Genomic DNA, 14949 nt, shown 5'->3' with positions numbered 1-14949 from the left:
GACACGTGAGCCTCGATCCAACGACGAGCTTCAGTGATCATCGTTGGATCAACCCAATCCGAAGTAGATCTTCCGCGGATTGGTGTCGGTGGCGCTGTTACATGGAAAGAAACCGGGGCATACCGGGAGACTTGCAGTCAGCCACTGGGGTTCACTCAGTGCAACAGCCAGTGAGGAATCAGCGTGGTGGTCGGCAACGCCTCCGCCAGGATCGCGGTGCTCATCGACGCGGAGAACGCGCCGCTCTGGGCGGTCGAGCCGCTGCTCACCGAGATCGCCCGTCACGGGAAGGCGCAGGTGAAGCGCGCCTACGGCGACTGGACGGGCTCGCTGAAGACCTGGAAGAAGACCCTGCTGGAGCACTCCATCCGACCAGTGCAGGTATTCGCCGCCGTCAAGGGAAAGAACGCCTCGGACATGGCACTGGTGATCGACGCGATGGACCTGGTGCACTCCGGGGCCTTCGACGGGTTCTGCCTGGTCTCCTCCGACAGCGACTTCACCCGCCTGGCCGAACGGATCCGCGAGGCCGGCCTGGCCGTCTACGGATTCGGCGAGCGGAAGAAGACGAACCCGGGCCTCATCGCCGCCTACGACAGCTTCGTCTTCGTGGAGACCTTTGTCGCGGGGCCTGCGCTGTCAACCCCGGCCGCACCCGCCGCGGCTGCGCGGGCCGGGCAGCCGCCGACGGACGCGGCTGCGCCGGACGCGGCTGCCGACGCCCCGCAGACCACCCCCGCCGCCCCGCCACCGGCGAAGACAAAGAAGCAGGCGAAGACTGCCACGGTGGCGACTTCTGCGCGCGCAACGACCGCCGAGCTGCGCTCGGACACCGCACTGATCAGCCGGCTCCGCGAGGCCGTCGCGACGAACACCGGCCCGGATGGCTGGACCCATCTCTCGGCGATCGGGGAAGCCATCCGCAGACGTCCCACCATCGTCCTGAAGACCTACCGCTACTCCCGGCTCAAAGACCTGATGGTCGCGACCGACCTGTTCGAGCTACAACAGCGCGGCCCAGGCAAATCCGGCGCCGTGTACGTCCGCGTCAGGTAGCCGCCACGTCCCTGGACCATCGCGACGACCTGGCCGACCGCCGGCCGGCCAGGTTCCGGAGCGAGGGCGAGGTTCGACGCGCTGACGGTACGTCAGGCCGGCCGCGCCTACGTCATGGCGCGGGCAGCGGTTGCCGTGCCCTCCCCGCGTCTGAGCAGCCCAGGACGTCGTCGGAGTGGCGTTCAGGCTTCCCACCGCGGCGCCGCTGTTACAGATCCTTCGGCTGCGAGGGCATCAGCGAGGGCATGGCGGGAGTTGATGCGGAGCTTACGGTAGGTGTTGGTGAGGTGGAGCTCCACGGCGCGTGTGGTGACGAACAGGGCCTGCGCGATCTGACGGTTGGTGTGTCCGTCGACGGCGAGGAGTGCGACTCGGCGCTCGCCGGCGGTCAGTGCCGCCGGCCCGGTGCGCTGGACCCTGCGGGTGCGGATTCCCAGGGCGAGCAGCTCCTGGCGCGCTTGCGCGACCAGCGGCTGCGCGGAGCAATGGGCGGCGAGATCCAGTCCGCGGCGAAGCTGCTCTTCAGCTTCTCTCCGCGCACCGGTGCGCTGCAGCGCGGCACCGTATGCGATCTGGGAGCGGGCGCGCTCCATCTGGGCCTGCGAGGTTTCCAGCGCTGCCACGGATTCGCGGAGCTGCTCCAGTCTGAGGTGGCGATCGTCGGTGACGAGGGCGGCGATCCGCAGCGCGATGCCGATGGCGCGGGCGGCGCCGAAGTGCCGGCTGCGTTCGAGTTCTTCGTCCGCGAGCCCGCGAGCGTGGTCGTGGTGGCCGAGTGCGAGGTGCGCGCGGGCGGCGTCGGCCCGCCACGGCGCGAAGGCGGGGTTGGTGTATCCGGCGGCCTCCAGCGCGTCACCACAGGTACGTAGATCGATCAGAGCGTCCTGGGGGCGGCGCTGGCGCAGGCGCAGCCGTCCGCGGGCGACGTGGAAGAAATGTGCCGCGAGCATGTTCATCGGAACCGGTCCGTCAAGCTGCCGGGAGGACAGCAGAGCTTGCGCGTCCTCGATCTCGCCCTTGTCGACGAGCGCGTCGATCAGGACCGCGACGGCGAGCGGAGGTTCCTCGTTATGGTCGGCGTAGGTGTCCAGGGCGATCCGCGCGTCGGTCTCGGCGTCGAGCAGCCGGCCCGCGTACAGCGCGGTGTGGGAGCGCAGCACCGACAGGTAGGCGAACTCCGCCGCGTTGCCGTCCCGCTGCGCGGCCTCGATACCGGCGGAGAGCAGCGCCAACGCGGGATCGAGATGGTCGGCGATGGCCAGCGCCGGGCCGGCGAGGTTCACGATGAGAAACCGGTCGCGCGCGTGCTGCCGGCCGGCCGGTAGCGGCCCGGCAGCGGCCTGCCTTGCCAGCTCCGCCACATCCGCCGCGCTGCGGTCCGCGATGGCGGCCGCGGCGAAGGCGGCTGTTGCCCGGGCCACCCGCTCCTCGGTCTCTCCGGTGGTGCCACGGGAGGTGAGCTGATCGAGCCGGCCCAGCCACGACTCGACCGGCTGACCCGCGATCAGGTCGGCGAGTGCGATCCCGGCGAGCAGACGACGCGACAGGTCAGGATCGTCGCGGGCTGCACTCGAGCGGACCGGTTCCAGGATCGTCACCGCTTCGTCACTCCGGCCGAGCATCGTCATCAGAGCCCCGAGGCTGAACGCGATCTCGGCCTGAGCGGAGGGGTCTGTGGTGAGGTCGAGTGCCTCACGCAGCACGGTCGCCGCGCGGTCGGGCCGGTTTGCCATCCCCAGGGCCAGCCCCGCCTCCAGCAACAGCCCGCTACGAGCCTCGGCCGCAGGAGGTTCGCCGAGCGCTCGTTCCAGCAGCGCGGCGGCCGATTCGGGCGCGCCGCGGGCCAGGGCCTCCGACGCTGCCGCGCGCAGCCCGGCGACGACCCACTGATCGTTCGCGGGCTCGCAGTTGAGCAGGTGCGAGCCGAGTCGTTCGGCCGGGGCATCGCTGGCCTGAAGCAGCCGCGCGGCACGCTTGTGAACAAGGCCCCGTTGGGCACTGTCCGTGTCCGAGTAGATAGCGGTCCGGATAAGGGGGTGGCCGATTGTCAGCGGCTGGCCGGGAACGAGGATGCCCTCGTGGATGAGCGCGTCGATCGCGCTCGCCGCGCGGGTCTCCTCGAGGTCGGCGAGGCTCGCGGCGTGCCAGGCCATCGCGTCCGGGCCGAGCACGGCGACCGCGCGCGCCAATCGGGCCGCGTCCGGACCGAGCCGGGCCAGCCGGACCAGCAGGGCACGCGAGACATTGTCGGCGTGCAAGGTGTCGAGCCGGCCCACTTCGGCTGCCACCGGGTGGACGTCATCGGCCCGCAGCGCGATGAGTGCCTCGGCGAGGAGGAACGGGTTTCCTCCGCTGGCGCGGGCGCACGCCAGACAGAACTCATCGTCGGCATCGGACGACAACCGCTCACGGACGAGTTCGCCCACAGCATCGGCGCTCAGCACATTCAGTTTGAGAGTTTCCAGCCGCAGACCGGCCAAAGTGCCCGCAATCAGGCCGGAATCGGCGCTATTGATGGGGCGGCCTGCGAGCAGCAGCAGAACGGGCAGATCGGCCGAACGCCGGGCCAGGTAGGCGATAAAGCGCAGGGAGGCATCGTCCGCCCAGTGCACGTCGTCGACGGTCAGCAGGAGTGGGCCATGGTCGGCCAGGTTGGCNCATGCCCAGAACAGGCCGTGCAGACTGCTGCCCAGCGTGTCTCCGGTGCCGGCCGCATGTTCCACGAGGACCGGCTCGGCCAGCGCTGCCGCGCCCTCGAACAGCTCCGCGCGCTGCCGGCGGTCTGCCCGCAGCAAGACTGGTCCCAGAAGCTGCCGGACGATGCCGAACGCATACTCCCGCTCCAGCTCGGCACCCGTCGCGGACAGCACGCGTACACCACGACTGGCAGCGTGGTCACGGGCCGCCGCCAGCAACACGGTCTTACCAATTCCGGCCACGCCCTCCACGAGCAGCGTCGCCCCTCGGCCTGCCACTGCCGTGGTGAGGGCGTCCTCGACGCGCTTCAACTCGCCGTCACGTTCGATCAGACCATTCACGTCGCCCGCGCCTCCCCCGTACCGGCCTGCCGCGAACGCTGGACGCGCAGCGGGCAGAACGGCGAAGCCGAAGGCGGCGAGCCCCCGGCCGCATGATCCCGTAGGGCCACAGCCTACGGCTCTGCCCGGCCGCCGTTGCGAAGACCCTTCGGTGGTCACCACATTGCATAGGCCGGCCACCGGGATCATCGTCAAGGTCATGTCGCCTGACCGAGGGATCCAGCAACTGAAAGTCGAGATCGTCCTCGGCACCGAGGCGGTGGGCGGATCCAGCAACGTCCAGAAGGGCTCGCGCACTCCGTTCAGCGGCTGGCTGCGGTTCCCCGAAGCAGCCGAGCTGCTACGGGCAGAGCAACCCAGCCTCGCACCAGCGCCGGAGACAACCCGAGGGAAACGAGGAGGAAAGGCGGAGGTGACCCGGCGAAAGGCAGACCACCATTCGCCACCCAAAACCGTCGAAAGACACCGACCGCCCATCTCGGCGGCGCGAGTTCCCNACCTGCCGGCGAGGTGGCAACGTTTCAGCGCAACTCCAGCACCAGATTCAGGATAAGGAGATCGTATGGCGCAGAATGTCGGGCCCAAGGCTGAATCGGCGCAGTACCAAGGACCAGCCACTCCGGAGAACGGACCAGGCACCTCGGCACGCGATACCGGTCGAGAGATCGGTGGTTACGTGGGAGATGCGATCGGCCAGGGCGTCGNCATGAGGATAGGACTGCAGGAGGGTGCGCAGGGAGGCCTGGGGCAGGTCGGTAGAGAACTCGGTGAGTATATCGGTGAGCATCTCGGTGACGTAGTCGATCAGGTCTTGGCACCCTCGCCACAATCTATCGATCCGCCTCTGGGGTTGCCCGCCGGAATGTCCATGAGCCCCGGAGTGTCGGTAGATCCGGACACCCTGGGCTGGGGCGGAAGTTCCATGGACCATGGGGACCCGCAGATGTCGGTGGACCCGGCATCACACCTCGAACCGCACATGTCGGTCGACCCGGGTTCGCTGGGCTGGGCAGGGTCCTGCCATGCCCCGGATCCGGGTATGTCGGTGGATCCGTCCGCGGCAGAGTGGGGCGGCATGTCACATGCGGCAGATCCAGGAGTTTCCGCAGACCCGTCCCTGCACCATTCGGACGCCACCACTTCCACCGACGTCATTTTCAATAATCACTGAATCCGCGCGACCTTTTCAAGCTACAACCGGGCGGCTCTCCGCACCACGGTCATCGAGAGGACCACCATTGTCCAGAGATAGCCATCCGACCGTCCCGAACGGCGACCTCCAGCACTCGATCGACAATGCCCATTTCAGCCAGTCGCTGGCCGTGTCGGCAGCCGGCGGGTTTCTCCACGCCCTGGCGGCGGAACATCACGACAGCCCTCCAGTTGATCCGAGCATGTCAACGGATGTCCACCATACACAGGACCCGCAAGCCTCCAGCATTGGACATGAGCACGACCCGAGCGGGCCGCAGGAGCACGGTGCGCCCTGGCACGTCGATCCGGTGCCCGACCTCCACCACCACTGAGAAGCAGATCGAGGATCAGATTCATGACTCAGTACGGTGGAACCGTTTCCGGGTTCGCGCCCCGAGTCGAGGGTCCAGTCATCCGGAAGCGTTCGACTATCGTCTGGAGTTTTCGCATCGAGCGGCCCGGCCAGCGCCGTATCGCGGTAGAGATGCGGGCGAAATACTACAGCGGCGGCTCGATCAACAACGGGGACACCGTCGAGCTGACGGGATCGCAGCGACGAAACGGCGTGGTCCGGGTAACGGAGGTGAAGAACCTGACGGCTGGAACGATGGTTCGCGCCCACCAGTACAATGCACTGCCAATCATTCTGAACATCATTGCCCTCATGATATTCATTGCGATAGTCGCGATCTTTGGCGCCTTTTTCCTGTCAAATTCTTCCGGCTTCGCTTCGCCTTGACAGGCGCTGGAATCCAGGAGTCCATCATGTCAGAAAAGAGCTGGGCTGTCGACCTCAACGAGGACAACCCGGACCCGCGGGTGGCCTGCGTGGTGCTCACCGATGTCTCCACGTCGATGGCCGGCGCACCCATTGCCGAGCTGGAAAAAGGGTTCGCGGAGTTCGTTCACTATCTCAACAACGACAAGCTGGCCAGCAAGCGCACGGAAGTCGCACTCGTGACGTTTGGATCGGACGCCACGGTCCTGGTCCCGATGCAGGAAGGGCGAACCCTGCAGCCCGCGGAATTCGTCTGCGACGGATCGACCAACATGGCGGCCGGGATCAATCTTGCACTGGACATCATCGAAAAGCGCAAGAAGTCCTACCGAGAAGCCGGCATTGCGTATTTTCGACCATGGCTGATCGTCATGACCGACGGCGCACCGAACCGCGACGGGTTCGACGCCGCCGTGCGGCGACTCAACGAGATGGAGGGCAAGAACGGGGTGACCGTGTTCGCCATCGGAGTGGGACCGTCCGTCAACTTCGAGACTCTCGGCAGGCTCTCCGTCGTCCGGACTCCAGCTCCGCTGGCCGGGCTGAAGTTCTCGGAGTTCTTCACCTGGCTCTCCGCGTCCCTTAGCAATGTATCGAACTCCACTCCGTTCAACGGCAACGACGCCGAGGCCAGCGGCGTGGACCAGGTCCCACTCCCACCGCTCTCGGGCTGGACGGCCGCTTGACCACTCAGGCGCAGATGCCCCCAGAGCAGCAGGCGGACTACTGGATCGTCCGTGGTGCGTCGGTCGTCGGGCACAGCCATCTGGAGGAGGACCTGGGCTGCGACGATGCTTACGCCTACGGGACCAACGGCACGTTCGTCGTCGCGGCCGTCGCGGACGGCGCGGGAAGCGTCACCGGGACGTCTGCATGGGGATCGTTCGTCGCCTGCACATCGGTCGTACAGGACGCTCTTACACCCGAGTTCACAAGAGCCTTCGACGCAGCCTCGACCGAGGAGGCTCGCGACCTGATCCGCGGCCTGTTCGCATCTGCTCTCGGGCGTATCACGGCGCAGGCACGCTCGATGGAGCTCCCCAGGTCCCGGCTTTCGACGACACTCGCAGTAGCCATCGCCCGGCCTGACCTGGCGGTGTTCGCCCAGATCGGCGACGGGATCATCGCGGTGGAAGCTGGTGGAGAGGTCCGTACGATCCTGGCCGAGGAGAAGGAGGAGTACGCGAACACCACCTGGTTTGTTCAATCCCCGGGCGCCTTCCGCACCGCCTATCGCTCGGCCGTGGTCGGCGACGTGGCTGCGTTCGCGCTCAGCACAGACGGCATGAGTTACAAGATCACCCATGCGAGCAACGGCACCGCCTACGTTCCCTTCTTCCAAACATCATGGCGGAATGTCCGAGAGGGTCGGGGAAACGACCAGCTCGCCACGATGATGCGCGACATCGTCGAGGATCAGACCGGCGACGACAAGACGCTGGTGCTCGCGACGACGGGGCGTGCCGCACTCGCCTCCCCGCCGCCCGCCGGCTCGACGACGACCGTCGCATCAAGCTGGCCGCCGTCGGACCCCACCGCGTGGCGGCCGGCCCGGCCCGCAGATGGTCCGGCCGTCGACACGCCGACGGAACCCGACACCACTGCCCTGACGGTCCGGGCCCCGACGACCGGCAAACCCGAGCGCAGCGACTCGGTCGTGGCCGGGACAGGGACCGGGAGAAAGGCGAAGACGGTTCCGAACGGCGCGTGGCGGATGCATCTGATTCTCCGCAAACTGGTCACCCCATGGCGCACATGACGCTGCAGAACGGCACCCCCATCCAGCTCGGGGAGCGACTGGCCAGGGCAGGCGAGGGAACCGTTTGGGACGTCGTTGGTCGTCCGGAGTGGGTCGCGAAGATTTTCCATCCGGATCTGAAGGGGCTCGTGGCCAAGCGGGAGAAGGTCACGGCGATGACGCGGGTGAAGCCCGCGGGCACGGTCAGCCGGGACGGGTCGATCGTACTGACCTGGCCACAGCATCTTGTGCTGGAGGGTGGCGTGGTGCGCGGCTATGTCATGCCCAAGGTCGATACAAGAACAACAGTCGAGATCCACAGCGTCAGTAATCCGACGGACCGGCGCGGGCCACTGCCGAACCAGCCGCAATGGCCGAGGCGGGCGGACTGGGCTTTTTTGCTGAACACAGCAGCCAACCTCTGTATCGCCGTCGAGGCGGCACACAGAGTAGGTGCGGTCATCGGCGACTTTCAGGAGCGCAACATCCTCGTCTCCGACACCAGCCGGGTGACGCTGGTCGACTGCGACTCGATGCAGTTCACCGCGGCGTCCGGGCGCAGGTATCTCTGCGATGTCGGCCGGCCCGAGTTCACCGCCCCGGAACTGCGCAACGTCGACCTGAAAAAGACTCCCCGAGACCGATCGTCGGACCTGTTCGCCCTGGCCGTGCATCTTCACCTGCTACTCATGAACGGCAATCACCCGTTCTCGAGGGGAGTGTGGACCGGCCCCGGAGAGCAGCCGGGTGCGTCCGTTCTGGCCGCAGACGGCCACTGGGCGGGCGGCCCACGATCGCTGCTCAGAACGCACCGACTGGCACCACCGCCATCGATCCTCCCCGACCCGATCCAGGAACTCTTCGCCCAGGCCTTCACCTACGGTGCCGCATACCCCACGTCACGTCCACCGGCCAGCGAGTGGCGGCAGGCACTGCGGGCGATCACCACCGTCAGGTGCAGACTCAATCCAAGCCACCGCTATCCCTCCCATAATCAGATATGCCCGTGGTGCACATTGGAACAAGCGCGGGCGACGCGACGGTCTGCGCTCCGGAGGCGGTCCACACCCACCCTCCGCCCCGCGCCGGCCGCGGCGGCAACGCAGCACCGGCCGCTCCTCTCCCAGCAGGCACCACTACCGCCCACTCTTGTTCTGGGCCTCCCCTCGGCACCGGCCTTGGGCCAGCCGGCCCCAGCATCCCGGCCCGGCTGGTGGCAGCGGCTGCGGGCGTGGTGGACGCAGAAATTCTGAGCCGAACAGAAGGGTACCGAACATGGCCGGCTACGACTGGAGCATCACCCTACGCATCGATACATCATTCGCGAGCGCCAACCGCTCCTACCCGGTCATGGACCCTTTCCATATGGGTCACGCCTGGATCACGGTCGCCGCGCCCAATGGCGAGCGCGTCGACTTCGGCTACTACCCTAGGAACGGCGGCCTCGCCGGTCCAGGAGAACTGCGAACTGGCGACACCACACACCAGCCACGTCAGGATGCGGCGTACACCTACCACATCACCCCGGACCAGGCGGCGCATGTTCTCGCCGCAGCGCAACATGTCCAGTCCGACCCCGGTTATTATAACGGTCTCACCCACAACTGTCTCACCGTGGCGAGGGACCTGATGGGCGTCGCAGGCATTGCAATGCCGGGGGTGGCGTCGGATCCTCTGCATATCCTGATAGGCGTCGGTGCCGCCGCGGTACTCGATCTTCCCTTGGTGGGAGCCGCCGGAATAGCCATCGCGATCGCTCATGATCCTGCCGGTTTCAACACCGTTCTTCGATCCACGCCGGAGGGGCGAGCGGCAGAGATGCTCTACAACAGATCGTCGGAGCTGGCCGGAATGAGGTCGACGGGCGATCTGCACACCATGGCCGACCATGCAACCCAGGAGGCACTGCACAGCATTGGGTCTGAGCCGCACGCCGAGCTGCTCCACCCGGCCGAGGATGCATCAGCCCAGGCTGGCGCCTCGCACGCGCCGGATCCGCAGATGTCAGTCGACCCCGGTCCGCTGGACTGGGGAGGGTCGTCCCACGTCCCGGACCCGGCGGGCATGTCCGTGGATCCGTCCTCGTCGGAGTGGGGCGCCATGTCACACGCCACTGATGCAGGAATGTCTGTCGACCCATCCCTGTACCATTTGGACGAGACCATCTCCACTGACCCTACTTTTCATGGGCATTGAATCCTGCCCAGTATTCGTGCTGCCATCACCGCACTCCGTCCGTCCGCGATAGCTGGTTACCGGCGTGGTTGAGCCGGACCTCGTCCACCCGCCGAAGTCCCTTCACCGCCGAAGTCCGTTTACCGCCGAAGTCCGTTTACCGCCGAAGTCCGTTTACCGCCGAGGTCCGTTTACCGCCGAGGGCCCGCTCACCGCAGAGTCACTGCGGGTCGACGTCGATCACCATCCAGCCGGCGATGAGGTCCTTGGTCTCCGCGAACGAGCCGTCAGTGACCGGCGGGCGACCCTCGCCGCCGTACCGGACGAACGTCCCGGAGGGCGCGAGCGCCTGGCTGTCGACGAACTCGCCGGTCCCCTCGAGCCAGCCCGCGAAGTCGTTCATGTACCACACATGGGTCGAAATCTCCGCCGGGACGGAACCAGCCACCGGTTCTCGACATCGTCGTCCGAAGTCCTCGATTGATCGACGCCTCCGGGTTGCCGACGCCTCCGGGTTGCCGATACCTGCGGCTGGGCACCGCCGCTGCGCAGTGACGTGGCACCGCGATGCGGCTGCGGGGCGACGGGGTCCGGCCCGAGGCTTCGGCTACCGGGCTCGCGCCGAGGCGCCTGTTCGACAGCGCGAACAACACAGGCCGAGGCGGAACATCCGCGAAGGCGCCGGGATTGAACGCCATATGACTGTGTCTTCAAGCGATACGGCGTCGTCGAATGGTGCGGCATCGTCTGGCGTTGCGGGGTCTTCGGGTGTCGCGGTGGCTGCGTCCCCGTTGAGCAGCGAGCGCCTGCTGGACGGCACGGACGCGGCGCCGCTGTTCACGCCGTTCTCCCTGTCCGGCGTCGAGCTCGCCAACCGCTTCGTGATGGCGCCGATGACCCGCCAGTTCTCCCCTGACGGCGTGCCGGGCGAGGACGTGGCCGGCTACTACGCGCGGCGGGCGGCGCACGTCGGCCTGATCGTGACCGAGGGCACCTACGTGGATCATCCCTCCGCCGGGACCAGCGACCGGGTTCCCCGGTTCTACGGCGAACAGCCGCTCGCCGGCTGGCGCCGGGTCGTCGACGCCGTGCACGCGGTGGGCGGGCGGATCGTGCCGCAGCTGTGGCATCTCGGTGCCGGCCGGGCGGCGGGTGCTCCGCCGCACCCGGAGGCGGCGGTGTTCTCCCCGTCGGGCCGGCGGGGCGACGGAACGGTGGTCGGCGACGAGGCCAGCACCAAGGAGATCGACGAGGTGATCGCCTCCTTCGCGCGCGCCGCGGCCGACGCGCGCCGAGCCGGGTTCGACGGCGTCGAGCTGCACGGGGCGCACGGCTACCTGCTCGACCAGTTCTTCTGGCTGGAGACCAACCGGCGCGCCGACGGCTACGGCGGAAGCCTGGCCAACCGGGCCCGGCTCGGGGCCGAGGTCGTCGCCGCGGTCCGTGGCGAGGTGGGACCGGACCTCCCGGTGATCTACCGGTTCTCCCAGTGGAAGGGCGGCGACTACGACGCCCGGATCGCCGAGACCCCCGACGAGCTCGAGGCGCTGCTCACCCCGCTCGTGGACGCCGGCGTCACCGCGCTGCACGCCTCCACCCGCCGTTACTGGCGGCCGGCCTTCGACGGCTCCCCGCGCACCCTGGCCGGCTGGGCCAGGAACCTCACCGGCCTGCCCACCATCGCGATCGGCTCGATCGGCGTGCCGACGGCCTTCCGCGGCGACGACGAGGGTGCGGCGGCGACGCTCAGCCTCGCCCCGCTGCTGGACCTGTTCAACCGCGGCGAGTTCGACCTCGTCGGCCTCGGCCGCGCCCTGCTCTCCGAACCCGCCTGGACGACCAAACTGCGCGACCGCCGCCTGTCCGAGATCCGGCCCTACGACCAGGCCGACAACTCCCGCCTGACCTGACGCTCGGCGTCCCGGGGCGCCACCATCCGCGAACTCGCGATCACCCGGCGGCTGGCGGCTGGCGGCTGGCGGCTGGCGGCTGGCGGTGACCTCTACCGCGAAAGTGTTACGCATTCATGGCGGAGAAATGTCTGTAGAGCCGGCATGGATTGCGGTTTTCGGGCGTCAGAGCTAATGTCCGACTGTGCCATGACGGCTCGTACGCAGGAGGTACGGCGGGTGGCATTTCCTGCCCGATCGGCGCACCGGCCGCCCGCCGCGCCCCATTCGAAAACGCGCTCCAGAAAGGCCCGCGAGGCGGCAGCGTCACATTTGATTGCAAGGGAGTCACGGTGACCGCTATCCGCACCGCCACCTACGACATCCGCCCGGCCAGCCCCGTCCTCGGCGCCGAGGTCGTCGGCGTCGATCTGGCCGGTGGCGTCGACGACGCCACCGCCGAGGCCCTGCGCGAGGCGTTCTGGCAGCACAAGGTCCTCGTGTTCCGCGACCAGGACCTCTCGCCCGACGCGCACGTGCAGGCAGTACGGATCTTCGACGAGCCCTTCGACCACCCCAAGTGGCTGTACCGCCACGAGGACAACCGGCTGGTGTACACCTTCAACCTGGAGAAGGCCGGGGGCGCCTCGACGTGGCACATCGGCGGCACGTGGCGGACCCCGCCGTTCCACCTCGAGTCGCTGACCTACCAGGTGGTGCCGGAGATCGGCGGGCGCACGCTGTGGGCCGATCTGCAGGCGGCCTATGACGGCCTGTCCGAGCCGTTCAAGCACCTGCTGGAGTCGGTCAGCGCCGTGTACAACGCCGACCCGGGCGACGGGACCTACAACCGGCCGCCGGTGACCGAGACCGTCGAGCACCCGGTCGTGCGCACCCACCGCCATACCGGTCGCAAGGGGCTCTTCCTCAGCTCGTCGGCNCTGCGGCTGACCGGCGTCGGCGCGGCCGAGGGCGAGGCCCTGCTGCCGTTCCTGCTGGCACACGCATCCTCGCCCAACTACACCGTCAGCTTCGGCTGGAAGCCCGGAGACTTCGTCATCTGGGACAACCTGGCCACCTGGCACTTCGCGGTCAACGACTACGACGGCCCGCGCGTCTATCGCAAGGTCATCGGCGGCTGACCCACGGCGCGGCAGGCCCGCCCCGCCAGCTCCGACGGTCCCCATCCCGTCCGATGGACGAGATCGACGGTTCCGGCACCGCCGACACCGCGCGTGTCGGCGCGTCGCTCCCCTACCTGGGACTCGAAGAGTGATTGCCTGACTTCTCAGAGTGTCCGACGGCATGACGGCGGTCGGCCACCTCTGGGGAGGCGTCGATGGGTGCGGTGCGGGCGATCAGGGTGGCGGCGGCAACGACGGTGATGGCGGCGGTGACCGTGACCGGTACCGTCCTGTCGACCGGGGTGGCGGCGGCGTCACCCGCCGGGCCCGTGCAGCCGGTCGATCTCGGCGCCCTGCCGGGCATCACCCACAACAGCGCCACCTCGATCAACAACCACGGGGACGTCGTCGGCTCCGGCTACAGCTCTTCGTTCGACAGCCATGGATTCCGCTGGTCGCGGGGGACCTTCACCGCGCTGCCCGACACCGCGCGAGCACCCTTCCTGATCAACGATGCCGGGCAGATCGCCGGTGAGCTTCCGGGTCGCTTCTCCTCGCCCGGCTTCGTGATCCGTCCCGACGGAACCGTGATCGACCCCGGGTTCACCCCGGTCGACCAGAACGAGCACGGCCAGGTGGTCGGGACGGGTCCGGTCGCCGGTGGAACGCACGCGATGAGCTGGCGCGACGGCCGGACCGTCGATCTCGGCGCTCCCGCGGGCCACACCAGCGAGGCCATCGCGGTCAGCGACAACGGGTGGGTCCTGGGTGAGGTACAGCGCAACGACCACCACGACGACTACTTCGCCCGCTGGATGCACGGCCGCTGGGTGCCGCTGCCCGGCCCGAACGGCCGTGCTGTCGACATCAACGACCGCGGGGACGTCGTCGGCTGGGCCACGAACCCGGCGGGGAACACGCACGCCATGCTGTGGCAGCGGGACCGCGCCATCGACCTGGGCCCCGAGGACGCGGCCCTCAGCGAGGCAGTGGCCATCAACAACGCCGGTCAGATCGTCGGCTCGACGTTCGATCCGGTGACCGACGCAGGGCACGTCCTGCTCTGGGATCCGAGCCACCGGACCGATCTGGGAACCTTCGGTGGCTCCTTCGCCCGGCCGATCGCCCTCAACGACCGGGGCGACATCGTCGTGGCGACCAGCACCGCGTCCTTCCGCCGGCACCACGGCCGGACCGTGCAGCTCGGCGGCTCCGCCGAACCGGTGGCGCTCAACAACCGCGGCCAGGTCGTGGGCGCCGTGCTCCTGCCCGACGGCTCAAGCCACGCCGCCCTGTGGAACTGACCCGCCTGGCCCCGATGCCGCCCCGCCCCTGGATCGCCGATGCCACGCACCGATCTTCGCGATCGGTGACCGGATCCAGCGCTGCAGCCAGTGATGGTGGGGATGGAGAGCCCGGCCTGCTGGGATGCGCGCCGATGTCACACGTAGAACCGGACCGGGCCCGAGAATGCGGTGTTCTGCCAGTGGGTCCGGATCGGTCCATTCCTGCGCCGATTTCCGCATGCTCCCGGTACGCTTCTGCCGCCTCATTAAGGGTTTACCAAGAATCACAGGAGAGCCTTAGAGAAGTCACATGGTAATCACAGAGAACTCGCCACCCAATCTTTCCGGCCGGCGTTGACGCGAACACGCCGGCCGCAATCCGTCCGGTGGGAGCTACGCACGGCTAACCTTCCCGCTGCAGGTAGCCGATCGATAGTCTCGATGACGGGAGAATCATGGGAAGATCCCTGAAAGGGAAAGCAGCGGTCGCCAGCCTTTCCGCCATGGCGGCGGTCTGCGTGACGGTGGGACCGTTGGCTTCAGGCGCCTGGGCCGACGACCGTGTTCCGCCGCGGCCCGCAAACCAGTGGCACGCCACGGACGGTTGGGAGCGGAACAACCAGAACAGGGAGGGTGCGGAGAGGTCTCGGCAGAGCTGGCCTCGCCAGAGC

General features: G+C 68.0%; 10 protein-coding genes and 3 pseudogenes. 10 read left to right on the top strand and 3 right to left on the bottom strand.

Annotation, left to right across the window (positions count from 1 at the left end; genetic code table 11):
- The first annotated feature begins 183 nt into the window (after positions 1-183).
- Positions 184-1056 carry an NYN domain-containing protein gene (locus tag UK82_RS12315; RefSeq protein WP_055407168.1) on the top strand — a complete coding sequence of 291 codons (873 nt, stop codon included), beginning with the start codon at positions 184-186 and terminating at the stop codon, positions 1054-1056.
- Between the two features lie 182 nt (positions 1057-1238).
- Here UK82_RS12315 and UK82_RS42590 read toward each other — a convergent pair.
- Together UK82_RS42590 and UK82_RS42585 are read right to left on the bottom strand one after the other, a co-directional pair.
- Positions 1239-3713: pseudogene (locus tag UK82_RS42590) on the bottom strand (LuxR C-terminal-related transcriptional regulator); the annotation flags it as partial.
- A 1-nt stretch (position 3714) separates the two neighbouring features.
- Positions 3715-4283: ATP-binding protein (locus UK82_RS42585; RefSeq protein WP_396230533.1), on the bottom strand; the 569-nt coding region annotated here is incomplete at its 3' end.
- A gap of 1360 nt (positions 4284-5643) precedes the next feature.
- On the opposite strand from UK82_RS42585, the gene UK82_RS12300 reads away from it, so the two are divergent.
- From UK82_RS12300 to UK82_RS12285, 5 genes are read left to right on the top strand one after another with little or no spacing between them, the layout of a single operon-like run.
- A complete protein-coding gene (locus UK82_RS12300; RefSeq protein ID WP_044886154.1) occupies positions 5644-6027 on the top strand; it encodes a hypothetical protein in 384 nt (127 codons plus the stop codon).
- A 26-nt stretch (positions 6028-6053) separates the two neighbouring features.
- On the top strand, positions 6054-6752 hold the full coding sequence (locus UK82_RS12295) for a VWA domain-containing protein (RefSeq protein WP_199865759.1): 699 nt from the start codon (positions 6054-6056) through the stop codon (positions 6750-6752).
- Positions 6749-7825, top strand: a complete 1077-nt coding sequence (locus tag UK82_RS12290; RefSeq protein WP_128423329.1) for a PP2C family serine/threonine-protein phosphatase — start codon at positions 6749-6751, stop codon at positions 7823-7825. Before UK82_RS12295 ends, UK82_RS12290 begins: the two co-directional genes overlap by 4 nt.
- Positions 7822-9057, top strand: a complete 1236-nt coding sequence (locus UK82_RS32690; protein WP_152989865.1) for a hypothetical protein — start codon at positions 7822-7824, stop codon at positions 9055-9057. The genes UK82_RS12290 and UK82_RS32690 overlap by 4 nt, the downstream gene beginning before the upstream one ends.
- A gap of 22 nt (positions 9058-9079) precedes the next feature.
- Positions 9080-10000: a hypothetical protein gene (locus UK82_RS12285; RefSeq protein ID WP_055407163.1), complete on the top strand. Its 921-nt coding sequence runs from the start codon at positions 9080-9082 to the stop codon at positions 9998-10000.
- A 208-nt stretch (positions 10001-10208) separates the two neighbouring features.
- Here UK82_RS12285 and UK82_RS12280 read toward each other — a convergent pair.
- Positions 10209-10382: pseudogene (locus UK82_RS12280) on the bottom strand (YciI family protein); the annotation flags it as partial.
- Between the two features lie 295 nt (positions 10383-10677).
- On the opposite strand from UK82_RS12280, the gene UK82_RS12275 reads away from it, so the two are divergent.
- From UK82_RS12275 to UK82_RS12265, 4 genes and pseudogenes are all read left to right on the top strand, one after another.
- Positions 10678-11889: an NADH:flavin oxidoreductase gene (locus tag UK82_RS12275; RefSeq protein ID WP_396230529.1), complete on the top strand. Its 1212-nt coding sequence runs from the start codon at positions 10678-10680 to the stop codon at positions 11887-11889.
- A gap of 332 nt (positions 11890-12221) precedes the next feature.
- A pseudogene (locus tag UK82_RS12270) lies at positions 12222-12808 on the top strand (TauD/TfdA dioxygenase family protein); the annotation flags it as partial.
- A 1-nt stretch (position 12809) separates the two neighbouring features.
- Positions 12810-13010, top strand: a 201-nt coding sequence (locus UK82_RS37485) for a TauD/TfdA family dioxygenase (protein ID WP_236705847.1), incomplete at its 5' end; no start/stop codon positions are given.
- 197 nt (positions 13011-13207) lie between these two features.
- Positions 13208-14296, top strand: a complete 1089-nt coding sequence (locus tag UK82_RS12265) for a hypothetical protein (RefSeq protein ID WP_055407159.1) — start codon at positions 13208-13210, stop codon at positions 14294-14296.
- The last annotated feature ends 653 nt before the right edge of the window (positions 14297-14949 follow it).

Source organism: Frankia sp. ACN1ag, from assembly GCF_001414035.1.
GTDB lineage: Bacteria > Actinomycetota > Actinomycetes > Frankiales > Frankiaceae > Frankia > Frankia torreyi.
This window is presented reverse-complemented; position numbering and strand designations above follow the sequence as displayed.

What these genes read in the sequence shown, in the direction of transcription:
- UK82_RS12300 (WP_044886154.1), top strand. Translation starts at nt 5,644, where the DNA reads ATGACTCAGTACGGTGGAACCGTTTCCGGGTTCGCGCCCCGAGTCGAG.
- UK82_RS12295 (WP_199865759.1), top strand. Translation starts at nt 6,054, where the DNA reads ATGTCAGAAAAGAGCTGGGCTGTCGACCTCAACGAGGACAACCCGGAC.
- UK82_RS32690 (WP_152989865.1), top strand. Translation starts at nt 7,822, where the DNA reads ATGACGCTGCAGAACGGCACCCCCATCCAGCTCGGGGAGCGACTGGCC.
- UK82_RS12285 (WP_055407163.1), top strand. Translation starts at nt 9,080, where the DNA reads ATGGCCGGCTACGACTGGAGCATCACCCTACGCATCGATACATCATTC.
- UK82_RS12275 (WP_396230529.1), top strand. Translation starts at nt 10,678, where the DNA reads ATGACTGTGTCTTCAAGCGATACGGCGTCGTCGAATGGTGCGGCATCG.
- UK82_RS12265 (WP_055407159.1), top strand. Translation starts at nt 13,208, where the DNA reads ATGGGTGCGGTGCGGGCGATCAGGGTGGCGGCGGCAACGACGGTGATG.